The following is a 25,582-nucleotide window of genomic DNA, read 5'->3' on the forward strand; positions in this document are numbered from 1 at the left end:
TGCCCATACCCGTTATACCCACTGCCGCCGAGGCGGTCACTGCACCAAGTTTGAGAAAATCCCTCCGGTTGATCAGTCTGGTATGCTCTATCATACCCATAGAACCTCCTTCAATAAAACCACGACCTGGTTCATTATACTACGTTGATGCCTTCTTTTCCCCAATCTTCTCTTTATGCAACGGTTCATTTTTTCTTCGACATTACCTCTTTGAGAACCTCCCTCAGTCGATTAATATTGTAAGGTTTCGTTATCGCACCCTTGAATCCGAAAGAAACATAGTCTGACAGGACAGGGTCGTCCGTGTATCCGCTGGAGATGACCGCCTTGACATCAGGGTCTATGGACAGGATTTCACGGAGCACCTCTTTACCCCCGATACCTCCCTTCATTGTAAGGTCAAGGATAACCGCGTCGAAAGGTCTGCCTGCATGTTTTTCCTGTTTATAGACCAGAACGGTCTCGTTGCCATCCTGTGTCAACGTTACGTCATACCCGAGATGGGCAAGGATCTCATTGCCGATCGTACGGATGAATACCTCGTCATCCATAAAGAGGATCCGCTTTTTCTGCGCAGGAGTGGATCCCGCTTTTTCTGAAGATTCAGGTTTTTTTACATACACCGGGAGATAGACAATAAAAGAGGTTCCTGTATTCGGTATCGATTCCACGACGATATGTCCATTATGTTTTTTTATAATGGAGTATGCGATTGCAAGACCAAGGCCCATTCCCTTCTGGATCCCCATATCTTTTGTAGAAAAATATGGATCAAAAACCTTTGGAATATTTTCAGGCGCAATTCCGGCCCCCTTATCTTCAATCGCTATCTTTACGTAATCTCCCGGGAATACCGGGATAATATCTTCGCCTGTTACCGTTGCGTTTTCAGCACGGATTGTTATGGTTCCACCTTTGGGCATCGCCTCTTTTGCATTCAAAACAATGTTGTGAATGACCTGCCTCAACTGTGCCTCATCCGCTTCTATCGTGTGGAGGTTGCCCGGGAGCAGGTATTCACACTTCACGTTAGAACCGGACAGGGTAAAACGAGAGACATTTTTCAAGACGGGGGCTATCTTTACCTCCTTCTTCAGCGGCTCTCCTCCCTGTGAAAACGTTATAAGCTGTTGTGTCAGCTCTTTCCCATGATCCGCTATCTTTTCTGCTTCAGTAAGGTATGAATACACCTTACTTTCCGATGATGCTTGCATCCTGGCGAGCTCCATATATCCGGTTACGCCCATCAGGAGATTGTTGAAGTCATGGGCAACCCCTCCGGCAAGCGTGCCTATGGACTCAAGGTTCCTCACCTTTATCAGCTCTTCCTCTATGAGTTTCCGCAATGTAAGGTCCTCAAAGAAAGCGATATTCGCGATTCCTTCTGCCATATCTAAAAGCTTTACGGTGACCTGCATCGGAAATTCCGAGCCGTCTTTCCTTAACCCCGTTGTCTCATAACTGTTGATGACCTCTTCCCCGCTCTCCTGCCGTATGGTCTTGTCCCACACGTCATCCCGGCACTGCGGGGCAACAATATCCAGTAAGGATCTTCCTACGATCTCGGATCTTTTTCCATAGCCAAACATCTTCATGGAAGTAGCATTTGAAAACAGTATGATATTGTTTCGTGTGATATGAATAGCGAAAGGGGATTCCTCAACCAGTGAACGGAAGCGCTCTTCGCTTTCTTTTAATCTCTTTTCGGCATGTCTTCGTTTGGTAATATCTCTTGCAAAAATGGCGATCATGGTAACTTTGTTTTTGTTATTGAGGACAGGGTAGACCGAATGTTCGATAAAATGCCCTTCCCTTTCATCTTCAAAGATGCCCGGCTTTTTATTCTTCACGATCTCCTGGATCCATTTTTTCCTTCTTTCCGATACCTCGTCAAGCATGAGATCATAGATCGATCTGCCAGGAAGTTCCACAAGCGGTGTTTTCAGTCTCTGGGCGGCTGTTTCGTTGGCTATTTTAATTATTCCGTCGGTGGTCATAAGTAATGCGGCCTCTGTTGTAGCGTTAAGCAGCGCCCTGATCTTCTCTTCGCTTTCCAGCAGATCTTCCCTGGCCCTTTTGTGCTCTGTAATATCGAAGGCTGTTCCCACCGCAAACACATCGTTGTCTTCTTTAACGACCTGGAACGACATGAGGCAATTACGGACTCCACCGGATTTTACCCTGAGAAGCATCTCTATCTCGTGAACAAAACCCTTCGTGACAATCTCCTGATGCAATCTCTGATACTGCTCTTCATCAGCAAAGATATTCAGCTCATGTGCGGTCTTACCTATTACCTCACTGCTTGTATACCCCGTCCTTGTCTCAAATGTCTTGTTTACATGGATATACCTGCCGTTGATATCGGTCAGGGCTATGGAGATCTTCGCTGCATCGAGGATAGCAAGAAATTTATCCTGCTGTTCCTTTAACTTCCTTTCTACAGTACTCAGCCTTTTTTTCAGCTTTTGTACGCTGGATAATTCCTTTCTGGACTGCTTTAATTCATCAATGGGTTTCCCTTTTGTTTTATATGAGCCCTTCATGATTGACCCCCCCCTCCCTGACACGTGACATTCAAAGCCGGCTTTTCTTTACAATTAATTATAGGGTGAGGCCATTGTTTTGTAAACATTTAACATTGGACTGCTCATCATTTTCTGAAATCAATGAACACGATTTATTCATAAAAATTACCAACACATTTTTGGTTTAAAATCGTACTTTATAGCGTATGGTTAAAAATAAATATCCAGGAAAAGGAGGTCCGGTAATGGAAGGAACAGACTTCATTCTTCAAGCGCTGCACAAAGAGGAAAGAATCCAGAGGGACCCTACATACCCCTCATGCATCATCCCGAACTTGCCCGGCATATCGAGAGACCCGGGTATTACCTGAAGTTTGCAGCCACCCTTCCGCGGGATGTCTACCAGTTCGTAGTACTCTCCATAGCTGCCAGGTTCAATAATGAATTTGAGTGGGCGGATCATGTGGGACCGGCACGGCAATCGGGGTTGCCGGAAGATATCATTGAAGCAATAAGAACAAAGCATACGGGGGCCATTACCGGAGGTTATGCTGCCGTTGCAGAAGCGATGGAATACGTCCTCAGTTATAGGTCCATACCCGATAAGCTTCAGCGGGAGCTGGCAGGGATGTATGGCATGGCAGGGGTTATTGAGATCGTGGTCCTCTGCGGCTTTTATCAGCTCATAGGCGAGGTGAATGCGAGCTTTGGTGTGCCCCTGCCGCCTGAGTGCGAGGGAGATCGAGGGCCCGATTGACCTGCATCCCTCCTCATGCCTTCTTCCAGCGGTAGTAGGTCTGCTCCGTTATCCCCATGTGGCGGACAATGTTTGGTACGTTCGGCTCTTTACTCAGGAGTACCTCCACTTCCCCCAGTTTTGTGATGATCTGTTCCGGTTTATTGGGGGCAGGTCAGGTCACGACAATAGCTTTTATTGATCCGTACGGTTTGATCGGATAAGGTTAGCCGCCGTCTGTGTGAAAGTCGGGAACTGAAAAGTAAAACCATTTTTCTTGAGAACACCAGGGACGGCTCTCTGTCCCTCCAGGAAAACACCCGAGAACTCCCCGAGGATACATCTGAGTGCCCACCCCGGTATCGCGGGCATGAGCGGTTTTATTTTGAGCACCTTATTCAAGGCGCCAAACATTTCGCGGTTTGTGACAGGCTCTGGCGACGTAAAATTGACGGGGCCGCTAATGCTTCCATGGACAAGGAGAAAAGAGAAAATCTCAGCAACATCCCTTTCGTGAATCCATGAAAACCATTGTTGCCCGCTGCCCCAAGGTGCACCGAGGTGAAGTTTGACGAGAGGGAGTATCCTCTGAAACGCGCCTCCCTCACGGCCAAGTACTATACCGAAACGACACAGGATAACTCTCACATCAGTTTCTTTTGCAGCTAAAGCAGTTGTTTCCCATGATTGGGCGAGTTGTGCAAGGAATGTGTCGCCCGGTGGTCCAGCTTCATCGACCATTGTATCTTTGCAGTAACCGTAGTATCCTACACCGGAAGCATTGAAAAGATGCGTCACGTTTCCTTGTGCGTACTTCATCGCCTCGACAATATTCTCTGTTGAGCGTATCCTGCTCTCAAAAATCTCTTTTTTTACAGACCTGGTCCATGGACGGAAAATGGAAGTACCGGTAAGATTGATTACCACCTCATGTCCAGCACAATGTTCCTGCCAGTCACCTCGCGCAGACGGGTCACCCCTGACAATGCGAATATTACGCTCAAACTGTTCCGTAGAGGCGGTCGGCCGTACAAGCAAAGTTACCTCATGTCCATACTGCACCAAAGCTCTACGCAGATATCTCCCAAGAAATCCGGTGCCACCCGCTAAAAATATCTTCACCAAACACCTTGTAGTGGATTCCCACCGGCAAGTCCGTGGCGCTAAAAATATACTCGCGTCACCCGTGGGCACCAATTAACGATACCATTCTATATTAAAATTCCGTATAATGAAAATATATTCTATGAGCTTTATTCCCTCTTTTAGGGTACAGATGGACATACACGATGTCCTCTACCTGTCATACCTCACACCGGAGAGAAGGCTTCGACCAGCTATCCCGGATAATTTGCACTTTGCCGTAACCTTTCAGGGCAAAACGATTGTCTCTCTTGTTATCTTCCATAGCAAAAACGTCAGAGCGTCGTTTTTCCCTTTTTTCCGTTTTGATTATGACCAGGCAAATATACGCACCTATGTCCTGGATCCTATAACCGGGAAACCTGCGGTCTTTTTTCTAAAAAGCGGTATTACCTCACCGCTCATTGCCGCTATCACCAGGGTTATGGGAATTCCCTGGCAATCCATATCCATGCGCCTTGATATACAGCATGATAATAATCCACCATATAAATATACGGCGGAAGGAAACTGGGAAGGTGATTTCGATATCCGTTTAAACGAAAACAAGGACCCGCTCATAGATATGGAGCCTTTTCAAACCCCCGAGGAAGCAACCCATTTTCTCACAGGCCCCTCTGTGGGTTTTTACGGGTCATCAGGTGGTGTTATCAGGTTTGAGGTAGAACACTCGGTAATAAGACCCTCAATGGGTAAAATATCGGCAATTGACTTTCCCGTGCTTGTACGTTCCGGACTTCTCACGGATGAGGAATTGTGGTTCCCCCACAGTGCGCTCATTGCTCCCTACGGCTTTTTCAGCGTTTCAATGCCACCGACAAGGGTTTTCGTATGATGGACAAGGTGGAGCCTATGAACATGGTGTTAACGGGTTTCATATCAGGCGCTTTTTCCGGCATTATCATGGGCTTAATCTCACATATTCTTTTCCGGCTCAAGATATTCAAATCGAGCCTCATCGTCGTTGATGGCTCCTTCTTACTCCGAACCCTTAAGTATCACGGCAATCCTCCTCTCATTACTGGGGTAGGTCTTTGTATTCATCTCATGACAAGCGGGGTCTTCGGAGCGTTCTATTTCGTGGCGACCGCATTACTGGGACTCAATGCCGCGGCAGTCAGGTCATTCCCCTTGATAAGTCTTTATGTTGCCATTCTGTGGCTATCTATGCTATTCATTGCCCTTCCCGTAGCAGGGGAAGGCTTTCTCGGTAGAAAATCAGGCCCTCTCTCATGGCTCGAACAGCTCATCCTCCATGGGGTATTTTGTATTTTTTATTTTGCATTCGTCAGAGTATTGTAATGCCTGCTTATAGAGCACAAAACAAAACGGCCAATACAGGATTGATATAGCGTTGCATTCAACGGCACATTTAGGCGGCTTAGTCTCACCGACCGGTGGACTCTTCATCCCTCTGTCAGCATCCGGGTTCGCCATGATGGCCACAACAATTGCTCATGGTCAATATTTTCTTCATGTTGTTCCTGAACAGCAGCCATATCTTTTTAGAGAGCGGCATATCAACATGAAGATTAGTTAAAAACATACCTATACTGGGGCGCCGATGCGGGTGGTTGCAGTCGCGCATGATTCCTCCCAAGCATAATTGTTGCGAAACCACTGAGATAGTCTGACAAAAACCGTACAATGGCAAAGATGAGAAGCCCGCTACCGTTCGCAAATGAAACCCTCGTGCCGATAGCTCGCTTTAGGAACATTTTTTTGTTTATCATCGCGTGGACAACAAGGAACGTGTCCCACTATTGGTCTACCCCCTGATTATACCTAATATAAAAGGCATATACACATCGTGGTTAATTTGCTCCCCCCCTTTTTATTTTGGTAACTTCTTTTCTTTGATTATTATATTCTACTCGGCAAATGTCAATGTGGTTTAAATTGTTTCTTTATGAAAAACTTGATTGCAGGAAGAAGCGGATACTTTCCTGCACCTACAAAGAAACAAGGGTGTTCGTAAGCAGAAATGAGGATTTACAATTGAAAGCGATAACTTCAGGGGCTTAGCTTATGGTGGGATGCGGCCCCTGATGGCCGTTTCGATGTCGAGAATCTGATTGTAGCGAGTCTGGAACATCGTCTTGTCTGTATTCAAATACGCTGCCCGCGGGTCGTCGTGTTCGGTGATGCTGAGCTTCGCATAAAGGTCATGCAAGCCTGTCGCCTCGACGGGCAAGAGCGCGACGACTTTGGTGAAACGCTGAAACTCCGTGACTACCTGACTCTTCTGCTTGTATTGATGTCGCTGGTGGTTAAAGACATGTGTATTCACCACAGCCTCGATCAATCGCCGCATCTTCGCAGCCAACTCCTCCTTCTTCGGTTTAGTTGGTTCACCTGCCGCGGCGAGGATCGCGTTAATGTCGTTCTTCAGGACATCAATCTTCTCGCTGTAATCGGCGACGATGGCACAGTTCTCGAGAACATGCACTGAAAGATGACCGTTGAGGCCTGCTTGATTCAGAGTTGTCTGAAGTTGAACGAAGAACTCCCAGTTGTGCGTCAGAATTATGATCTGTCGGTCTGAGAATTTCAGCGTGAAGTCCCTCAGCCGGGTGCAATAATTCGCAATGTAGTTGTAGTCAAAGCTGGAGATAGGATCGTCGAAGACCAGCACGGACTGCGGGCAAGTCTCTAGTTCGGCGAAGAATAATGCCAGAGCGTGAAGCCGTTGTTCGCCTTCGCTCAAAATACCGTCGATGTCTTTGCCGCCGACTTGTGGGAGAACAGTCACTGTAGCTTGATCACCTTTCCTTGCGAGTTTCACTCCAAATGCGGCCATGTCCTTTTCGGCGAGCGCCTTGTATTCCGCGTCCAACCGCGCTTCAAAATCTAAGACGACCAACTCCTCGTGAGCATCCTTTGCTCTCTCAGTGACACGTTTCAACACCTGTCTGAAAGTGGGGAGCTTGGCATTCCAAAACTGTGACTTATCCGCCATCTTATATGCAGCTTTAAGCGTCTCCAAGCGGTCGGCGACAGCTTGTGCATATTCCAATGGCTCAATTTCGGTGCGCAAAGTCGTCAGCGGCGTCACCAGCGCGTCTCTGCCTTTTGCGGCAGTATCGATAGCCGTTTTCTTCGATTCCAGTTGAGTCATCCAGTTTGTCACTGCCGACTTGAGGGACTCAAGAGCGCCCTTGGCCTCTACCGTCGGTCCTTTGGAGATGCCGCAATTTGTAACAATGAGCACTGAGTAGGTCTTCGCGGCAGAAAGAATTTCCTCGGGGATGGTTTTGTATTTGTCCCACGTTTCGCGGTCCACTTGTCCGACGGTGGTCGCCAACTCCCCGGCCTTGGCAATGTCGCCTTTGATGATGTTGATCTCTTTCTCAAGATCGCCTATGAGTAAGGCATGATACTGTTTGAACAAATCTACTTCAGTGATTCCCAGGTCGCGTCTGCAAAGCGGGCAAGCAAGCCCTGTCGCCTCGTCCATTTTACACATCGGGAAGGCAGCTCGTAGCAAGGCTAACAGGTCGTCGAGTGTGCTACCCACTGGAATGAGCGTCTTAGCGAGCGCTTCCTGAGCAGCCTGTTTCTCCGAGAGAGTTTTTGCCTTGTTCGCCGGATCAAGTGTCCAAAGGTCTTCAGCGGAAATCAACAGTGTGTTCACCGAAGTCAGCAAGGACTCCAACTCACGGTGTTCAGCCTGAAGCAACTTCAGACCCTCCTCAGATGTTGCCTTTTCGAGTTCAGCGACTGCTGCTTGCTTTTCGCCAAGCAACTTCTGGTCTTTAAAGGTTTCGCCTAGTTTGATTTGGGCCGCAAGCGTCGAGACTGTTTTGTCTTCGATCACCGCCAAAGGACGGGTATTAAATTTCGCAAAGTCCGTCCGAATTGCCTGCAATGCTCGGTCCAGCTCTAGCAAGTTGTCCTGTTGAGCCCGTTGCAGTGCCTCGCGAAATCTCGCTGTCAGAGCCTCCACCCGCTCGAAGACATGTAGCTTGAATGGCGCAAGAACAATGACACGGCCCGGTTCGACGGCGTTCGTCACATTCTGAATCGCAATCGCCGTGTCGAAGTATTTTACCGTTGTTCCCCTCGATCCGTAACCCACAGTCGTCGTCCACATCTGCGGGGCAGCGTCGCTCCTGAATTTGAAGCGGAATGTCGGGGTCGCAACGCCTGTCGCGCGAACATTCTCTAGCGGTCGGTTTGGCAACCCGGGAGTGGCAAGAACCTTTAACGATTCACACAGGCTGGATTTGCCGCTACTGTTTGCTCCAAAGATCAGGGTAACGCGTTTCTTGAAACTGAGTTCGAGCGTATCGCAGAGGAGTTTGAAATTGGCAAAACCGGAGAGGTGCTCAAGGAAGTCTGTCGCGACTGCAGGGGCAGAGACAGCAACTGCACTGGCGGCGGGCTTAATGCCAATATAGCTCGCCCTCCCAGTATAGAAGGCGATGAGCGTATCGAGCATCAACTGGTCAAGTGTTGATACCCCGCTCACAGCCACAAGGTCACAGACCATCTTGAACCAAGGCTCGTCAATCTCCTTGGCAAGATCATTCAGATAGCCGATTGCGTCTGGATGCGTGGGCATCGACCGATTCTCCCGTATTATAGCAATGAAATAGACCGCTCCAAGTCGGCGGTTGTCTTCAATAGCTGTATCTGGCTAACTCAAAAACCCTCATATGTAAATTTAAGCTTCGTGCAAAGCCATCAAGTCCAGGAAACAACGTCTCGGCTGTCACGTTCATATCGCGAAGGTCGTACAGGATGTCTGCGTGCAATTTTTGTGGGATGATAATTTTTAAGATCGATATATCGCGAAAATTCAGGTCTGGTAGCATTTTCCAGGTGAGTTTCCTCGCGGAAACATTTCTTAACCTATCATATGGAAAGGCAAACACTGAACACAAATTTTTTTCAAAAGGGGTCTCCCTTTTACACGGAAATAGGAATAAACCCTGTTGGATTGATATACGTTCGTGTTGTAGAAAAGTATCAATAATTAACACGGATTCATCATTCTCTTTTTCGTCAATACACTGGTTTGCTTTTGTTTGATTTTCACGAAGCCACATTTCGGGGGTCATCGTGGTAGTGTCCATCTTTTTATCTATAGACTCTTTGAGCCTATTAATATTCACCGCCCAGATTGCTGAATCCGTTATTGAAGTTTCCAGAGCAAAGAAAGCGGCAATATAAAAAGAAAATGTGAAATCCAGAAGCCTCGTTGTTCCACCAAAATGCTGTAAGAGAGATAACCATTGTATGTAATTATCGTATTCCGGCAAATTTTGCTGATACCGATGGGCCCTACGTTGAAACTCTTTCAGAATAAAGACTTCTCTATTTTTACGGAAATAGGGCGTACATTTGTACCTTTCGGCATCACGTTCGAACCTTGTAGAAAGCTCCAAATGTTTATCAGGTTGCCCACGAAATGCCCACCAACCGGAATCTTTTTCCATCTTATCAAGTAGGCTACGGGTTTTTTTCCAAGAATTGAAGGTTAGCTGACAAAACACTATCGCTCGCCTCTTTGATGGTTATTCAAGATTAGCTCCAGTCATATACCCATTGTCCTGCAATTCTATTCCCATTTCAAGCAGAAAATCTTCGAGCTGGTCACTTATTGCCAAGCGAAATGTTGTACCTTCAAAAACACATGCAAACCCTAAACTTCAGGAAGCAACAAATGAAATGATACATTCTGGTGTCGCAGAATCTGTTCCTGAAGAAAAAAGACAGTCCCCAAAGACCATACTGTTTCAACCGGTAATCTGCACTATTTCCCGTGGAGAATATCTATCCAGCGTATAGCCTCCTGATCACTGACCTTGCCCAGATAGACCTGTGTTGTTTTTAAGTCCTGATGCCGCAGTATAACCTTTGACACGATTTCTAACAGTACTCCGTTCCGGCTCGCATAGGTTGCAGAGTACCTCCGGAGGTCGTGGGGGGAGATACTCATATTCAGCTTTATACCGAGCTTCTTTATGAAGGTCCTTGCCGTAGAGTAGCAGATGGGGAATACACGCGTATCAGACGGAACATTGTTGCGTGTGATATATTCGCTGAGCCGTCTCGCGACCTGTTCCGGCATGAAGGCTACCTCCGTCTCATTCCCCGACTTCGGACCTTTAATCGTAAGCTTTCTCTCCGAGATGTCTGATGCTTTGATATTGAGCAGTTCACCGATTCTCAATCCGCAGCGCGCCAGTAGTTCGAGCATCAACCTGTTTCTCTGGTTCTTTGTGTCGTAGATCATCTCATCAATGATCTCCTTTTCAAGAATTGTCTTCGGGATCGCCCGGGGCATCCTGAATGTTTTCGACAGCAAAGAAGCACTGCAGGGATTCTTAAGATCAGGGTGACATTTTTCGATGATGAAGTTGAAAAAGGCCTTCAGTTGGGCATAGCGTAACCTTCTGGTGGATTTAGCAGAGTTCCCCGTCATATGCTCCAGGAAATGGTAGATTTCATCCGGCTTTATGGAATCGAGATTACGATCGGCATAAAGTGACTCGAAGCGCTGCAATAAAGACCTGTAGCTCTCTGCAGTTCTCTTTCTATGGTTTGACTGCTGGTAATGTCTGAATAAAGATATTGCCTCTTTTGCATTCATACATACCTCCTTTCATAATGGGCCTTTGGGGATATGAATAGTATATGACGAAAACAGAGAGTTTGGAGGATCATCTGGGCTGGACATGAAGTTGCAGGTGTGAATTGTCACCTACAAACAAATGATTCTCAATAAACTGATTATTACGAATTACCGATTGAAATAGATTGTAACGAAAAGCTCATTGGCGGGGATGGATCGCAGCGGAATTGCTGTCCAGTGCAGCGCCTTAAGCCGTCTATTCTCAAGGCGTGGGCAATTGAACATAGTCGATGGCAACACATCCTCCGACGCCATGAGACTGTGACATCAGGGCGGCCCCCATGAGTATCGAGAACTTCTTAAAATTAACGCCGATGATAACAGCATTGCCTGGGAAGTTCGCCGCGATATTCACGAATTCTTCTGCTTTTTGAGCAAACGGGTTCAGGATAAAATTTGCGATCCCTACAACGACATCACGAGCCGGATCTTCGGTCAGCAATAAAACTGGGCCACCCGAATTTCCTTTGTTCATGGTCACATCGAGCCATGCTACATTGCGAGGCCCACCTTGTCCGAGATAAGCATCAGCTTGCCATTTCGTCGATAACATGCCAGTTGCAACAACTATCTGCGCGATTCCTAACGGATAACCAGCCAAGTAGACACGATCACCTTCGGACACGTCCGCAAATCGACCGAGCTTCAAAGGCCTAAGATTGTTAGCGGGTACGCTCAGCAGCGTCACATCCCTACCTATTCTGGCAGAAAGGTTAGTACCCAGAACGGACGGATGAGGCGTCGCCGGCAGTTGACGTCCGTCATACAGTCGCACCTCAATGTTTCGTGCATATGTAATCTGCGTTTGGCCTCCAGTAGCTGGAGACGATTGCTGAACAACATGGAAATTTGTCGCAATAATGTTTTCAGTCACGGCGAACCCTGTACCAGCGGGCTGGCCATTTACGAGGATTATTGCCGTAGATTCTTTCACGCGTTGCACTCTTATTCGCATGTCATCTCCTCCGTGGGCACTTTTGACATCAGGCGCCAGAAGAGCCAAGAGACTCAGTATCACTAATAGGATGGGGTTTCTTGTCCTTGTCATGCTCTACCGCCTAAAGGTAGTGACTTATTGGGTGTCTTATGACAGTGGATTCTTTAGCCACTCTGATGCTACCTGTGCGGCAACATCAGCGGGTAAATTGGATATTTTTTCAACCAATTCTTTCCCTTTTCTCTTCCAAAAAGATTCAGGCACTTCCGCATATTCCAAACATGACTGGAGAATTCTCAACTCATGAAGTCTGTGCTTAACGCGTACCTTTAACCGGAGGTCAGTTCTGTCACAACCCTTCCCATCAAAGCCTTTGATAAAACCGTGACCATTAATGTTGTTATTCAAAAAAGTCAGTGTCTTTGCCTGTAGTATCTCATGTTTCTGTATATTTTCTTCCCCATCGGCAAAGACATTAAGTCGTATATTGGGATCATATGTATAGTCTTGAATTTCATCCACTTCTTTCTGCCAAGTAATCCACTCATCAATAAGTTTGGCAAGCTCCTTTGCCACCCAGCCCTTATTAGGATTTGTTATTGCAAGATTTGTTATTTGCTCTTCCATTTTATTCACCCCAACGATTGAGCTGTGCGGCGTGGCTTTATTCGTCCGCACAAGCGATTTGGTCATGTGATGCCAAGTTTCTTAAAAGGAAAAGAATCTATTATTTTCTCTACCACCCCAAACTCGGTATGAGCATAAGAGCGTTGTTGGTTCAGAACGTTGAAGTCGGGGTTTGAACTGGATTTTGATGTTTTAGCAAAAGCATCAAGAGCTTTAGCAAAATCCCAAGAGATTGGATCGGTTAACTCGAAAATACTCGAAAGAAAATCGCATTGTCCTTTAACCTTCTGTTGTTTGGCTGGAAAAACATAGTTTTTATATAATCTTTGATCAAGGTTATATTCAGGCAGTGATAAACTGAGGTATTCAATGCCATTAACAACGTTTTTATTTCTTACCCATTCAAGTAAAAGTTGAGGGATAATATATTCCTCCTTGAAAACCCTGTTTTTTTCTCTGTTAATAATTGAACAGGACATTATTAAGGGGAACAGAATTAATTTATCCACCATTTCGTACATTCTCCATTCGTGAAATGCATTTTTTTCCTCGAATCTTTCTAATAAACTTTGTGATGCCTTGGCCGAAAATGTCAAATCAAGTATCTTGGGGTTATAAGTAGTAAGTTTGAACTTGCTAATATACAAGTCCCCAAAATTAGGTCTGTTCAGTTCTTCCCAACAGACATAAATGGATGAACCAAGATACAGACACGGAAAACCGTTTATACTGTACCGCTGATTACTGACTTTATAACGATGTTCGAAAGGGATATGGAATATATCTTTTTTAGTTAGGTATTTTTCTTGAGACTCTCTGACTCTAAATAAACTATATACATCTGGATATTTTACACGCTCCCTAATGCTAAAAAGCAAAAACGCTTCAAGCCCAGACATTCCATCAGAAAAGTGACCATATGCATTGTATGGACTTCCTTGAAGATATGATTCATGTGCCTTTATCAATTTTTTACACAGCTTACGAATCTCTCCACTATGGTCTTTTATTCTTTTTATATATTTGCCTCCCCCATCTAATTTTTTCAATAGTTTAAGGTAAATATCAAACCTATTCTTTAAAGTTGCGCTGATGGAGGCATTTTCTTTTTTTAAGGGCAGTTTGAAAACCTTATCGGAGAATAATTCAATTAGTTTCATTGCTTATTCTTCACATAACATTTTATTTTATGCTATTGTACTATACCATTGCTTCAACATGTACCGAATTTCTTGCCCCTATCTTTCATTATTGTCACAGCTCTTAAAAATATCAAGAATTTTTTATAAATAGCTCATTTGTTACCAATCGCAATGAAGTATGAAATTATGAATTAGGGAAAACCACGTTTCAGGAAGCACTTAACTCTCCTCACATCGCAGCAAAAGTAAAAGCACTCAATCTTTTTTGGTATATCGACATTTTGGAAAACTTGAGCATCCCAGGAACGTTTGACCGGCATTTTTCCCCTGCCGGACTGTTCTTTTTACCAGCTCGGAACCACATTTTGGACAGACTGTATCGCTCCTACGGCAGCAGAGGTTGACCGTGCTCGAATGGCGGTGGAGAAGTCGGGAATCCCATACAAGGTGCTCGATGAAACCGTTGAGACGGTCAGCGGGTACGTTTCAATCTGTACGGTGCATCTTGCCAAAGGCTTGGCATTCAAGGTGGTGGTGGCCTGCGACGACGAGATGATTCCCTCGCAGGAGCGCATTGAAACGGTTACTGACGATTCTGACCTGCAGGAGGTCTACGACACTGAACGGCATCTGCTTTATGTTGACTGTACCCGCGCTTGGGATCACCTGCTCGTGACCAGTGGCAACACCCCATCATAATTTCTTGATGACCTACGGATGTGAGTTTTATAAGCAGCAGACAAAAATGGAGTATTACCTGCTGTTTATTAGTGAGACTTGATCATTGAGGGTCCAAAGATCATACAGGTACCCGATGCCGAAGATGCCACCCGAGAGCAAGTACACTATCCCCGTAAGCCACTTTCCCATATAAAAACGGTGAATGCCGAATAACCCGAGAAATGTAAGCAAGATCCATGCTACCGTGTAGTCAATACTGCCGCTGCGGTATCTGAAATCGGCCTGGCGATCCATAGACGGGATAAGAAAAAGATCGATAATCCAGCCGACAAAGAGGAGCCCCAGCGTGAAGAACCAGATGGTCCCTGAAATGGGTCTGCCGTAGTAAAACCGATGGGAGCCCGTGAAACCAAAGATCCACAGGATGTAACCGATCGATTTAAGATGAGTGTTGTTTGAATGACTCATAAGGTTAATTTTATAATTTCGCATCTAAAAGCGGTAAAATAACGGTAAAATAAAACTATATGAAGAATATAAAAATTAATTCTTAGATGCCTAACTTATTGATATTATTTATTGCCCCCGGCATGACTCGAACATGCGGCACATGGATTAGGAATCCATTGCAAGCTATTTATCAGATATTACCTTATTTTCTATTAAATAATATACTCCTTGTAAATCCGCTTATATAAACACTTTACAATTAACTTGACTTTTTATTATTTTATCCCTATTATTATTTTAGGTGTTGGGAGTGGTGTTGGGAGTGAAAATCATTGGATTGCAAAAGGGGGTATAAAATGCCTAAACGTTTCAAGACAAAGTATCCGGGTGTTTATTACATCGAGGGGACCGGGACAAGAGGTCCTGAGAAAATCTACTATATCGCATATCGTAAAGACGGCAAGCTGATTGAAGAAAAGGCCGGGCGGCAGCATAAGGACGCCATGACTCCAGCAAGAGCGGTAAGGATCCGCTCGAGACGCATTGAAGGCAAGGAACTCAGCAATAAGGGCCGTCGTGAGGCGGCAGAGGCAGCAAGGGCAGCAGAGGCCGGGAAATGGACAATTGCAAAACTTTGGGAACTCTACCGAGAGGAACACGCTAAAATGAAATCGTTTGACTCAGACAAAACACGATACGATAAACATATAAAACCCGTTTTCGACACAAAGGAACCATGTGAGATCATGCCGCTCGATCTGGACCGGTTGCAGCGGAGGAACCTTAAAGGCAGGTCGGCGGCAACAGTTAAACATGTCCTTTCATTGCTCGGCAGGATTGCTAATCTTGGTTTGAAAAAACATTTATGCCAGGGGCTATCCTTCCCCATCAAGATGCCTTCCGTTGATAACCAGATAACAGAGAACTTGAACGCAAGCGAATTATCCGCGCTGTTGAAGGTCTTAGAGGAAAGCGAGGACATTCAGGCGGCTCACTTTATGCAAATGGCATTATTCACAGGTATGAGAAAAGGTGAGCTCCTGAAACTTTTATGGAGTGATATTGATTTCGAGCGGAGCTTTATATTCATCAGAAAACCAAAAGGGAAAAAGTCAATGTATATTCCCCTGAACGATGCAGCGCGGGCGGTCCTTGAAAAACATCCGCGCATTGGTGAAAACGTTTTTGCAAATCGGAAAGGAGAACCTTTCAAGGATCTCAGGAAGCGCATTGAGAGTATCAGGAAAGCGGCAAAACTACCGCCGGAGTTTAGGCCTCTGCATGGTTTAAGGCATGTCTATGCATCGATATTGGCATCCTCCGGGCAAGTTGATTTATATACCTTGCAAAGACTCCTCACGCATAAGAGCGCGGCAATGACGGCCAGGTATGCACATTTACATGATGAAGCACTGAAAAAGGCCGCCGAGGTTGCATCCGATGTATTCAAGGGGGTTACAAATGGCTAAAGTTAAACCAAAGTATTTGAACAAATTCACTGTGCCCCCAGGGGCCGATGAGGGGCATATTTATTGGCCCGCAGCCGGGCTAACTTCCATACCGAATATTGATGTTAAAAAAACATACGAAGAATTACGCAACACGTTCGGCGCCCAGGTGCAGGAAAAACTCGGGCAGCTCATGGAAGATGAACAATTTTATTTCCGGATTCAAGAGGACGCTTATGTTTACCAACTCGAAAAGGCATCAATGGCAGAGCATCCGAACAAGAAAGAGATAGTAGAGGCTCTTAACGAACTGCACAAAGATGCCGCGAACCTTCATAACCACTTTTTAAAAGCAGATCCTATTACCTTTCAGTTTTTTATGGAGGCGTCTAATATACTTGAAAAAGAATACTGCGCTAAAAATAACTTACCTGAACCAGTTATCAGTGCAGAGTGTCTCACATTTCCTGAAAAATTTTTACACGACCTATGGGTGTTCGGGGTTATTGTCGGCAAGGCCAAGGAGCTTTTTCAGAAATCGAATTATCAGAGAAAGAACTATGCGCGGTTTTCGCTGGCTCAGAACATCAAAAGGCTTTTACGGGATTATAAGACAAATTGCTCGATCTATTCCGGCGGGTTATGGGCTGCTTGTATGCAGATCATTCTTGCATATTGTGGAGAAAACATAAGCGCTGAGAGCATTTTAAGTATTTTAAGCGGGTTAGAAAAGCAGGGGCCGGGGCTGCACGGGGATATTATAATCCGGGAATAGTTTAAAAAACCTTCCAATTTTAGCAAAATAAATCACCTAACATTATTTTACATTCGTAACTATAATCCTATCATGACGTATAGCATGAAACACTTTTTAATAAAATTAGCTCTTAATTTCAAGGAGATAGAAAATTCAGGTGTAACACTTCCCGATGTAATAGAAGCAAAAAATATACAAGGAGGTACAGGCAATGCAATGGTTAAATGAAAAGGATGTATCGAGGATCACCAAACTTTCACTTCCAACACTTAGGAACTGGAGGTCTTTAAATAAAGGCCCCCGTTACACAAAGCTCGGTAAATCCGTTCGATATAGCGAGGATGATCTTAGACAATTCATGGCATCGCATAACGTTGCAGTTAGTCAGAACTAAGGTGCTCACAAACATGAAACTTAAAATAAAAACTTTCAGGGATAGGACGCGCGGTCCGACAAGGGTAGGAACCCCCAGCCTGCCCTTCCCTTTCCATTCTCCAGGGGACCGCAGGGGACGGCGAGGAAATGAGACAAGGTAATTGGGTCCCTATCGATAAGCGTCTTGTCAATCTCCTTCCAAAAGACAGAGCCTATACGGTACTTGAAGCAATGATCTCATATTCGATCGATCATGATAACGGGCATCAAGGCAGCATCAATGGCTATGCAACCTTATGGGGATGGAGCAGAGTAAAGACGCGTCGCTTTCTCCGTACCATCGAGCAGGGATTAGACTACCACGTAGACGGGCACGAGACAGGGCACAAGACAGGGAAGCGACAGGCAGTACGCTTTATTCTCAATAAGTTACAAGACGCACAAGACAGGGATGTAGACACCCACTTAGACACCCATGTAGACACTACTATAGATCCTGAACCTTCTATCCTTAATCCTAAGGTTAATGTAAAGGGAATTTTTCATGACGAGCATGAAAAATCCTCTATCCCTCTTTCCTTTGATGCATACTGCAAAAAATTCAACATCGAAGATTCAGAAGCAAAAGACGCGATCAACTACTTCCTTGACAGGTATAAAAAACAAAGAAGAGAAATCCATAGACCATTGAGGCCCGAGACCTGGGAGCATGTCTTAAATACCATCTTATTCTCTGACGACGATCAGAGAACTATGGATTTTGACTATGACGATCTTAAGGTAATGATCGATAAATATTTCCAAACCAGTTTTGAGGACTGCGATTATAGCATTTGTCATTTCAACACAGAGGGCATAAAGATGCGGAGATTTTACGAGGAACTATATTAACAGCTTAAACAAGGGGGTTTAAATGCTTGCCAAGTGTGAAACATGTCCAGAGGCCGAAACCTGTAAATTGCTGGGTGTCGACACAAAACATTGTCCTCGGAACTCAGGCCGGGAGATCCCACTATCGGACCTTACAACGGTAATTACCATCGACGAAATTTCAGACACGGCAGGATCAATCTTTTGCAGCTCCCCGGATCATGGTTTTAAACGACAGGCACGGGCAAAGATCCCCAGTTTAAACCTTCCACTTGAGAAAGAAACAGCTCTCATGCTCATGGCCTGTACTGATCGAGAATATACCTTTGACGAAGTTTCCGAGGTCTGTCATGTGCCATTCAGACAGCTTCTTTATCTCAGCGAAAAGGCAGGGCTAAAAAAGGGGTTTGGTAAGTGAAATTGAGGATTGACGCGGGCTTACAAGAGGTTTTCGTAAAATTTTCATATTATAGGAGGTCAACAATATGCCGAAGAGAAAGACGATAGTCATCGACGATCCCGAACTAATAAGTAGTATCGAGAGAATTTCGTCGATTGTTGGCATGAACCTGAAAGATACCATGGAGACACTTCTCAGGGGCAACATGGCCCGGAAGGCAGCCTGGGGCGATTCCCTTCATGTTTCAGAGCCCGGCATGGAATTCAACAAACTCCCGGATGGTGAACGGATGCGAGGGCAGCAGTTATATGAATCCGTCTATCAGCAGATGAAGGCCTTTATCAACACCCTTCTCCTCGGGGAAAGATTACTCATTGCCCTGATTGCCCTATGCAGGAAGGCAGGGATCCTCCAGTTCATTAAAGAAGATGATCTCAAAAAGGCAGCTGCGGTCTACGTTGACAAGATCGAGAAGCAAGAAAGGGCATATGTGAACTGACATGCACGGCTATTGTCTAAAGTGTGAGCATATCAAAGATTGTCATCTTGTCGGTGATGCTGTCGATAGTTGCCATTTGGTAATCAGGCACGAGCAAACCGTTGACAGGATTAACGAACGAAGAACTTGGACGCCCTGGGATGCAGCGGCGGTTGAGCGGGTCCGGCCAAAGACAAAGCCAGCGTTTAACTTCAGCAGGGTTGAAGAAAAGAAAGCGCATAAGCGTAGAGATCCGGCGAGGATAAAGGCATGAAGGATATTTGGGTAATGATTACATATACATACGGTGGGGGAGTAAATCTCTGGAAGCCTGACAGTTACAAAACCTCCGCCGCTCTCACGCGCAGATTATTTTTCCTGTACGAACATTTTGTTCAAAGAACAATCAAAGCGATAATCAAAGAATTAGGAGGTAATTATGGCGCGCGGAGGGTATAGGATAAATTCAGGACCGGTTAAGGGAACTAAATATGGACCGAGAGGTTCCAAAAAAGAACAAAAACCGGATATTCAGGCAAATGCCGCCGCTGAAAATCTGACGCCCCTTGAGTACATGCTCAAGGTTATGCGCGATCCGAACGAGGACAAAGACCGCCGGGCACGTATGGCCATAGCCGCAGCGCCCTTTGTTCACCCTCGCAAAGGTGAAGGTCAGGGCAAAAAAAATGATAAGGCGGATAGGGCTGTCAAAGCGGGACAAGGGCGGTTTTCACCATCGAAAACTCCAGGGAGGGAGGGCGGCATAGGGGGGAAGCAATTCCCTATTGACTCACAACCTTATATAGTGCCCAAGAATCGCGTGTATGAAATGAAGGATTTGCTTTGAAAAAAACAGCATTATCGAAAGAAGCTGAAAAATTAAGAAAATCCATTTTGTCGGAGTATGACATATCCGATAGCGCCGGGCTCCAGATCCTCAACACGGCTCTTGAGGCCTTTGACATGATGCGTGATTCCCAGGCTCAGATAAAAAGGGACGGTCTTGTTATCACGGACAGGTGGGGACAATCAAAGGCACACCCGCTATGCAGTGTTGCCCGGGATGCAAGGGCACAATTTCTCCAGGCACTGAAGCAGCTCAACCTTGATCTTGAGCCTCTCCGGGATGCTCCGGGCCGTCCAGGGGGTCGATAATGCCGACGAATCGAAAACGCGTGGTAAGGACGAACAAGGGCAAACTGGCGCGGACGGTCACCCCGGCTTACCGTGAAGAGCTGCGAGCAAAGGATTTTCTTGGGGAGCTTACCGAGAGTGAGGCACAGCTGGCAAAATCACTTAATTTTTATTGCTGGGATTCACACATGAAGAACGAACGCAAAATTGAGAATACCGGCCATCATGGCCGTTTAGATAAATCAAAACAAAAAAATATCAACAGGAGAATATAAAATGAATAACAAATCACAGGAATTGAGACAGGAAAAACATGAAACACTGAAAAAGATGAAACACATCCTCGACGTTGTCGACTCAGAGAAACGGGTTATGACAAAGGTCGAAGATGAAGATTATAAACAGATGGACGCGCGCATAGATCAGCTCAATAAAGAGATCGAAGCGCATGAAGGCATAGTGCTGAAACGGGCCAACATCACAGCCGAACTTGCTGACGGCAAGAAAATCATCGAGGGGATTAATCGAGATGGCAGGTCCGTTGAAAAGGCAATGCCGGGACATGAAAAACGCGCATCGGAGATCAAAGGGTTTTCACCCCGCAGCGACGAACTTTCCGAAGCGGACTGGCTGCGTTGCATTGCAACAAAGGACTACGGCCCCTTAGCAACGTATCGGGCTGAAAATCGGACAGGTGCAAAAATAGGCATAGGCGCGGCAGGTGGCTTCGCAATACCCGAGGTAACAAGGCTTGCCGTCATCGACGGGATGTTGGCCGATCAGGGCATCTTCAGCAGGTGCGCTAAAGAATTTGTAGAAGGCAGTGACACGTTGAACGTCGCGACATTTGAGAACTGCGATATTGACAACGAGGGCCTCTACGGTTTTTCTCTGCCGGAATTTATCGCAGAAGGCGCTACAATAACGGCAGGAACGCCGAAGATGGTACAGCGAAGCTGGACTATGAGAAAGCTTGTTAGTGAAACAAAGATCAGCCTTGAAGCGGTCTCGACAGGTAAGCTGGAGGCCCCGCTGGCTCAGGCCCTTAAAAACGTTCTTCAGTATGGGCTTGAAAAATATATTGTTGCTGGCTCCGGAATTGGCTCGCCTCTCGGCCTCGTTGATTCTCCATGCGGTGTAATTCACGGCAGGAACGGCGCCGGCGCGATCGATTTCGTTGACACATACGGGATGCTCGCAAAAACTAAGCTTACGAATGGTAACGTCTGGCTTGCAAGTCAGACTGTTATTCCCGAACTGGCCTCGATGGTGGACGCTGGCAATCATGCAGTATGGCTCGGCAATAACAGCTTTGACGGCGCAGCAGGGCGGATTCCCTCAACGTTGCTCGGATATCCGATAATTTTCACACTTGGCATAAACCCAGTGCTTGGCTCAAAGGGCGACATCATATTTGCCAGCGATCTCTCATTCTATAAGATAGTCATGTTCGGCGATATCTTTGTCCAGACAAGCGAAGCGGCATACTGGAGCTCTGGAGAAATAGGCCTCAGGGTAATCATGCTGTTATCAGCAGGTGCGCTCCCTGGGAAGCCTATCACAATAGGCGGCTCTAACTTTGGCTGGCATACGGTATTGAGCGCATAACAAAAACATAACAGGGGGCTTCGGCCCCCTTTCAAAGGAGACATTTGAAATGAAATATATCGAAGATTTTTATAAAGTGAACATCCTCAAAACTTTTGGAACGGGTGCGACGATATCGGCTAAAGTGCCCTGGCCCCAGGGATGCAAGCGCGTTGCTTTCATGGTGAACATGGGCGGAGCATCGGCGGGCAATTCTCCGCTGCAATCCTCAGTGGCCGGATCATGTACCTTTACGGTCTATGAGTCAACAGCGGCAACATTCGCAGGCAGCGCGATATCCGGGGCAACCTTGAGCATCGGCCCGGCGACGCAGTACGAATTAAAAAGCATGGAGGTCGGCCTTTTGAACCCGGCCAGCAATTGCGCGACAACGGTCGACGTATATGTCAACGGCGGAACGAAAGCATACCACTTGGCAACGGCAGCAGCAACGGGAGAACTCGCTCCTCAGAAGTGGGCATCGGCGCTTAACGCATCGAACGGGATACCTCATTACCATGCGGTCCCGGACTGGCCGACAACGGCCTATGTTGCTCTATTCCCGAAAGATGATCTTAATACCGGGATTACCTTGAAAGGTGCAGCAGCATGTCCTCCAGCGGCGCTAAATTTAACCGGCGCGATCATCGTCGATGAAAGCGATTTAAGCACAGATCTCGGCGCGGACGGTTTGAAGTACGTCGGGGTCGCTGTAACAACACATGCGTTTGGAACGAACGTTGTGAGCATAGACATGGTCCCGCTAAACAGAACGGGAAAGGTCGGGTTTGTTGGAAAGTTAACAGAATAGTAATCTATAGGCCGGGCTGGGGCCAGTAACGCCGCGTCCAGCAGGGAACCCTCTCTCCCTTCCCCAGCGGCGCTCCTTCGATAAGGCCCTCGGTCGTCATTGCTCGGGGGCCTTTCTTATCCTTAAAAACAGGCCTTCTCAGGAGACTTTATTTTCCATGAGTATAAAGTATCGAGTACGAGGGAGATCGTTGAAATTTAGCGGGGTTTTTTGCGAGCTGGCTTAGTTTTTAAGATTGTCTGTATGGCGTTTTCCAGTAGATCGGACATTGCAACGTCATTCTGAATGGAGTAGACCTTTAATTGCTTTACCAGATCAGCGTCGAGCTTGAATGAAGTAACCTTCCGGAGCCTTCCTGTTTTCACTTTTGTTTCTTTACACGAAATGTTTTTTTACATTTCAGACATTCAAAGGACCCTGTCGTTTCGGAAATACGCTTAAGCTCAAATTTCTCATGGCATATTGGACATTCAACAGGATTTCCATTAGGGTAAGGGTGTCTAAGACGACTTCTATCTGTAACCTTAGGCTTCTTTTGCATACTTTATCCCCCTTCAAACTGTTTTATCTATTGCTATTTATTCTGCCGAGCACAGCCAACACTTCACCAACAACGCGAGGAGAAAATATAAGTATTGATAACCACAACCATAAGGCAGCAGTATGCCCCCATAATATTCCGTACAATCCAACTATTAAGAAGATAAATACCATTATTAACCTTCTTCCCCAATCAACCGGAAACCATGTGCTAAAAAGAATGCCAGCGTATTTTGCTGCTAATCTTTCATATCCTTGCCTCTCCTCTGAGGTTAGGTTTTCGTCTTTTAATTTTTCTTCGACTCCTTCAAGCATCATTTTATAAAATTCATGTAGCGATTTGTTCATGGATATTCTACTTTACTCTATTTTCTGCTTCTCATAAATTAATTTCAAGAAAAAATAGTATTTGCCTTAGGGTCTGACCGGGGATCCAATGGTCTCCCTCTATTGTAATTTTCTGCTAAAATCATATAATTAAGAAAAAAATAGGGGGGCATTATGGATACAACTATCAACGAATGTACATTTATAAGGTGGCTATTTGCGAACCCTACTACCGCCATAAGCGCATTAGCAGCTATTGCGGCCGCCTTTAGTGCTTATTTCTCTTTCCGAGCAACAGAATTATCAAAGATAGCTCTACAAGGAACAACGGCACAAAACATAAGGATTAATTACAGTTCACGAGAAATGTATGAAAGTATGAGGTATATTCAAATTGACCGCGACTGTTATCAAGACGCGACTAACGAACGTTATAAAAATTTAGAGAAAGAAAAAAGTCCGTCATTCCAAATCTACGATATGCACAGAAGGCGTATTGTTCACCACTTCCATAATATCAGGATACTGAGCAACGCTGGTATACTTGATAAAGATACGGTTATAAAAATAATAATGCCCGAGGAAGTTGAATTTCTCTTTAAGTATATTGAACCCCTTGAAAAATTGAAATCAATTTATGAACCCGCAACATTCGACTTTTTTCATAAACTATTCCCTACAATAAAAAGAAATCAATAATAGCTGTTGGGAAGGATGTTGGGAACCTATATGCTATGTTTTGGTGATATCTTATAAACCCTTGATATTATTTATTGCCCCCGGCATGACTCGAACATGCGGCACATGGATTAGGAATCCATTGCTCTATCCACCTGAGCTACGGGGGCACGGTTTGAGATTATAATAATTTTTGAGGAGTGTTGCAACAGTAATAATCTTTACGGTTTCGTGGTAACAAGTTATCTTCTGGCTTCTGATACAATACTATATCGTAACTTCTGCTCCTCTCACCTTCTTATCCTCTCGCAGTCTAACGTAGTCCGTCCTCTCCTTTTACTTCTTCCTTCTTCAAACCGCCTACCCTTGGATTCGGTCTTCCCCCATCGGTTACCGCAACTGCAAGGAGGATCTCGTCTGCCTTCGGTGCGTCGCTGACCGAGACGGTCATGGCGTCAAAATGCGAACGGACAAATGCTGCATCCTTGAAATGAAGCGGTATATCGATTGAGTCTCCCATCCTGCCGATCTTCTTTGCCGAAGGGATGATCGCCTTGCCGCCGCCGACCGCGCTACGGAGAGGCGTACCTAGCTTCGGGTGCAAAAGCGCTGCGGCGTGTTCAAGCTCCCCTTTCTCACCAACGATCGCTGCCTTCCCATAGCTGTCGACCTTCCTGTCTTTTCCCAACGCCTCCACTGCACACCCGGAGATTGTCCTGCCTATCTCTTCACTATAATCTATCAACGGGTTCAGGTCTTCCTGATATGCACCTGCACAGGGGTTCTTGATAACAGCGATGGCGGCAACCTTCCTTACCGGTTTTGCGGCCTTTTTTTCCGTCTATAAAAACATCCTCAATCACCGTTACAATCTTTCTAATCTCCATCTTCCACCTCCAGTCTGATATGTTTATCACCAGCTATCGTGGTGACCATTCTTTCCTTTAATAATAAAACAGCATCATATATAACACCCTTTTTCTTTATATGAGACGCTCCCGTCAAGCCTTTATGAGCGCCTCCTGGAGCATATGCTTGTCGAGGGAGAGGTCCGCCACCATCTGCCTGAGCCTCCTGTTTTCTTCCTCAAGCTGCCTCAGCCTCCTTAGTTCGTTCATTCCCTGTCCCCCATACTTCTTCTTCCACCGGTAGAAGGTCTGCTCGGTGATGCCCACCTTCCTGATTACCTCCTTCACCGGTGTCCCCAGTTCAGCTTGCTTGAGTGTAAAGGCGATCTGTTCTTCTGTGAACTTCGATGTCTTCATGACAAAATCCTCCTTGTCTATTTTGCCA

At 45.9% G+C, this 25,582-nt stretch carries 26 protein-coding genes, 1 tRNA gene and 2 pseudogenes; 16 read left to right on the forward strand and 13 right to left on the reverse strand.

From position 1 onward, the window contains the following. Window positions 1-185 precede the first annotated feature (185 nt). Complete coding sequence (locus tag PHU49_03545) at window positions 186-2,546, reverse strand: PAS domain S-box protein (GenBank protein MDD5243069.1); 2,361 nt, start codon at window positions 2,544-2,546, stop codon at window positions 186-188. A gap of 301 nt (window positions 2,547-2,847) precedes the next feature. Between PHU49_03545 and PHU49_03550 the strand changes: the two genes are divergently transcribed. Then, window positions 2,848-3,285: a hypothetical protein gene (locus PHU49_03550; protein ID MDD5243070.1), complete on the forward strand. Its 438-nt coding sequence runs from the start codon at window positions 2,848-2,850 to the stop codon at window positions 3,283-3,285. A 174-nt stretch (window positions 3,286-3,459) separates the two neighbouring features. On the opposite strand, the gene PHU49_03555 is transcribed toward PHU49_03550, so the two are convergent. Then, window positions 3,460-4,386: a TIGR01777 family oxidoreductase gene (locus PHU49_03555; GenBank protein ID MDD5243071.1), complete on the reverse strand. Its 927-nt coding sequence runs from the start codon at window positions 4,384-4,386 to the stop codon at window positions 3,460-3,462. Between the two features lie 154 nt (window positions 4,387-4,540). Here PHU49_03555 and PHU49_03560 point away from each other — a divergent pair, with 154 nt between their 5' ends. Beyond that, window positions 4,541-5,242: a DUF2071 domain-containing protein gene (locus PHU49_03560; GenBank protein ID MDD5243072.1), complete on the forward strand. Its 702-nt coding sequence runs from the start codon at window positions 4,541-4,543 to the stop codon at window positions 5,240-5,242. Between the two features lie 17 nt (window positions 5,243-5,259). Then, entirely contained in the window at window positions 5,260-5,709 is a 450-nt protein-coding gene (locus PHU49_03565; GenBank protein MDD5243073.1) for a hypothetical protein, read from the forward strand. A 724-nt stretch (window positions 5,710-6,433) separates the two neighbouring features. Here the strand turns inward: PHU49_03565 and PHU49_03570 are convergent. The 6 genes from PHU49_03570 to PHU49_03595 all read right to left on the reverse strand — a co-directional run bounded on the left by PHU49_03570 (window position 6,434) and on the right by PHU49_03595 (window position 13,771). Further along, window positions 6,434-8,971, reverse strand: a complete 2,538-nt coding sequence (locus tag PHU49_03570) for an AAA family ATPase (GenBank protein ID MDD5243074.1) — start codon at window positions 8,969-8,971, stop codon at window positions 6,434-6,436. Between the two features lie 58 nt (window positions 8,972-9,029). Then, the gene (locus PHU49_03575) at window positions 9,030-9,848 is read right to left on the reverse strand and encodes an FRG domain-containing protein (protein ID MDD5243075.1); all 819 of its coding nucleotides are present in this window, start codon (window positions 9,846-9,848) and stop codon (window positions 9,030-9,032) included. A gap of 317 nt (window positions 9,849-10,165) precedes the next feature. Next, window positions 10,166-11,005, reverse strand: coding sequence for a site-specific integrase (locus PHU49_03580; GenBank protein MDD5243076.1), 840 nt, complete (start codon window positions 11,003-11,005; stop codon window positions 10,166-10,168). A gap of 244 nt (window positions 11,006-11,249) precedes the next feature. Continuing rightward, window positions 11,250-12,095 (reverse strand): serine protease, encoded by an 846-nt coding sequence (locus tag PHU49_03585; GenBank protein MDD5243077.1) that lies wholly within the window; start codon window positions 12,093-12,095, stop codon window positions 11,250-11,252. 36 nt (window positions 12,096-12,131) lie between these two features. Beyond that, window positions 12,132-12,611, reverse strand: coding sequence for a hypothetical protein (locus PHU49_03590; protein ID MDD5243078.1), 480 nt, complete (start codon window positions 12,609-12,611; stop codon window positions 12,132-12,134). A gap of 62 nt (window positions 12,612-12,673) precedes the next feature. Then, a complete protein-coding gene (locus tag PHU49_03595; GenBank protein ID MDD5243079.1) occupies window positions 12,674-13,771 on the reverse strand; it encodes a hypothetical protein in 1,098 nt (365 codons plus the stop codon). 396 nt (window positions 13,772-14,167) lie between these two features. On the opposite strand from PHU49_03595, the gene PHU49_03600 reads away from it, so the two are divergent. Continuing rightward, on the forward strand, window positions 14,168-14,452 hold the full coding sequence (locus PHU49_03600; GenBank protein ID MDD5243080.1) for a 3'-5' exonuclease: 285 nt from the start codon (window positions 14,168-14,170) through the stop codon (window positions 14,450-14,452). Between the two features lie 54 nt (window positions 14,453-14,506). Here PHU49_03600 and PHU49_03605 read toward each other — a convergent pair whose 3' ends face one another. Then, window positions 14,507-14,902, reverse strand: a complete 396-nt coding sequence (locus tag PHU49_03605) for a TM2 domain-containing protein (GenBank protein ID MDD5243081.1) — start codon at window positions 14,900-14,902, stop codon at window positions 14,507-14,509. Between the two features lie 338 nt (window positions 14,903-15,240). On the opposite strand from PHU49_03605, the gene PHU49_03610 reads away from it, so the two are divergent. The 11 genes from PHU49_03610 (at window position 15,241) to PHU49_03660 (ending at window position 22,744) form a co-directional block, all read left to right on the forward strand. Beyond that, window positions 15,241-16,353: a site-specific integrase gene (locus PHU49_03610; protein MDD5243082.1), complete on the forward strand. Its 1,113-nt coding sequence runs from the start codon at window positions 15,241-15,243 to the stop codon at window positions 16,351-16,353. Beyond that, window positions 16,346-17,107 (forward strand): hypothetical protein, encoded by a 762-nt coding sequence (locus tag PHU49_03615; protein MDD5243083.1) that lies wholly within the window; start codon window positions 16,346-16,348, stop codon window positions 17,105-17,107. The genes PHU49_03610 and PHU49_03615 overlap by 8 nt, the downstream gene beginning before the upstream one ends. 84 nt (window positions 17,108-17,191) lie before the next feature. Then, a complete protein-coding gene (locus PHU49_03620; GenBank protein ID MDD5243084.1) occupies window positions 17,192-17,317 on the forward strand; it encodes a hypothetical protein in 126 nt (41 codons plus the stop codon). Between the two features lie 294 nt (window positions 17,318-17,611). Next, on the forward strand, window positions 17,612-18,355 hold the full coding sequence (locus tag PHU49_03625) for a hypothetical protein (GenBank protein MDD5243085.1): 744 nt from the start codon (window positions 17,612-17,614) through the stop codon (window positions 18,353-18,355). A 22-nt stretch (window positions 18,356-18,377) separates the two neighbouring features. Beyond that, complete coding sequence (locus tag PHU49_03630; protein MDD5243086.1) at window positions 18,378-18,752, forward strand: hypothetical protein; 375 nt, start codon at window positions 18,378-18,380, stop codon at window positions 18,750-18,752. 67 nt (window positions 18,753-18,819) lie between these two features. Next, complete coding sequence (locus PHU49_03635) at window positions 18,820-19,233, forward strand: hypothetical protein (GenBank protein ID MDD5243087.1); 414 nt, start codon at window positions 18,820-18,822, stop codon at window positions 19,231-19,233. A gap of 418 nt (window positions 19,234-19,651) precedes the next feature. Beyond that, window positions 19,652-20,059: a hypothetical protein gene (locus PHU49_03640; protein ID MDD5243088.1), complete on the forward strand. Its 408-nt coding sequence runs from the start codon at window positions 19,652-19,654 to the stop codon at window positions 20,057-20,059. After that, a complete protein-coding gene (locus PHU49_03645; protein MDD5243089.1) occupies window positions 20,056-20,367 on the forward strand; it encodes a P27 family phage terminase small subunit in 312 nt (103 codons plus the stop codon). The genes PHU49_03640 and PHU49_03645 overlap by 4 nt, the downstream gene beginning before the upstream one ends. Then, complete coding sequence (locus tag PHU49_03650; GenBank protein MDD5243090.1) at window positions 20,367-20,621, forward strand: hypothetical protein; 255 nt, start codon at window positions 20,367-20,369, stop codon at window positions 20,619-20,621. The genes PHU49_03645 and PHU49_03650 overlap by 1 nt, the downstream gene beginning before the upstream one ends. Before the next feature lies 1 nt (window position 20,622). Continuing rightward, the gene (locus tag PHU49_03655) at window positions 20,623-21,954 is read left to right on the forward strand and encodes a phage major capsid protein (GenBank protein MDD5243091.1); all 1,332 of its coding nucleotides are present in this window, start codon (window positions 20,623-20,625) and stop codon (window positions 21,952-21,954) included. A 49-nt stretch (window positions 21,955-22,003) separates the two neighbouring features. Continuing rightward, window positions 22,004-22,744 carry a hypothetical protein gene (locus PHU49_03660; GenBank protein MDD5243092.1) on the forward strand — a complete coding sequence of 247 codons (741 nt, stop codon included), beginning with the start codon at window positions 22,004-22,006 and terminating at the stop codon, window positions 22,742-22,744. Between the two features lie 564 nt (window positions 22,745-23,308). On the opposite strand, the gene PHU49_03665 is transcribed toward PHU49_03660, so the two are convergent. Next, entirely contained in the window at window positions 23,309-23,632 is a 324-nt protein-coding gene (locus tag PHU49_03665; protein MDD5243093.1) for a hypothetical protein, read from the reverse strand. Between the two features lie 153 nt (window positions 23,633-23,785). Between PHU49_03665 and PHU49_03670 the strand changes: the two genes are divergently transcribed. Continuing rightward, the gene (locus PHU49_03670; GenBank protein ID MDD5243094.1) at window positions 23,786-24,310 is read left to right on the forward strand and encodes a hypothetical protein; all 525 of its coding nucleotides are present in this window, start codon (window positions 23,786-23,788) and stop codon (window positions 24,308-24,310) included. Window positions 24,311-24,385: 75 nt separating this feature from the next. On the opposite strand, the gene PHU49_03675 is transcribed toward PHU49_03670, so the two are convergent. The 3 genes and pseudogenes from PHU49_03675 to PHU49_03685 all read right to left on the reverse strand — a co-directional run bounded on the left by PHU49_03675 (window position 24,386) and on the right by PHU49_03685 (window position 25,554). Continuing rightward, a tRNA-Arg gene (locus PHU49_03675) sits at window positions 24,386-24,459 on the reverse strand. Between the two features lie 143 nt (window positions 24,460-24,602). Continuing rightward, a pseudogene (locus PHU49_03680) lies at window positions 24,603-25,112 on the reverse strand (amino acid synthesis family protein). 196 nt (window positions 25,113-25,308) lie between these two features. Continuing rightward, a pseudogene (locus PHU49_03685) lies at window positions 25,309-25,554 on the reverse strand (transposase). Between the last annotated feature and the right edge of the window lie 28 nt (window positions 25,555-25,582).

Source organism: Syntrophorhabdaceae bacterium (genome assembly GCA_028713955.1).
Taxonomy (GTDB): domain Bacteria; phylum Desulfobacterota; class Syntrophorhabdia; order Syntrophorhabdales; family Syntrophorhabdaceae; genus UBA5609.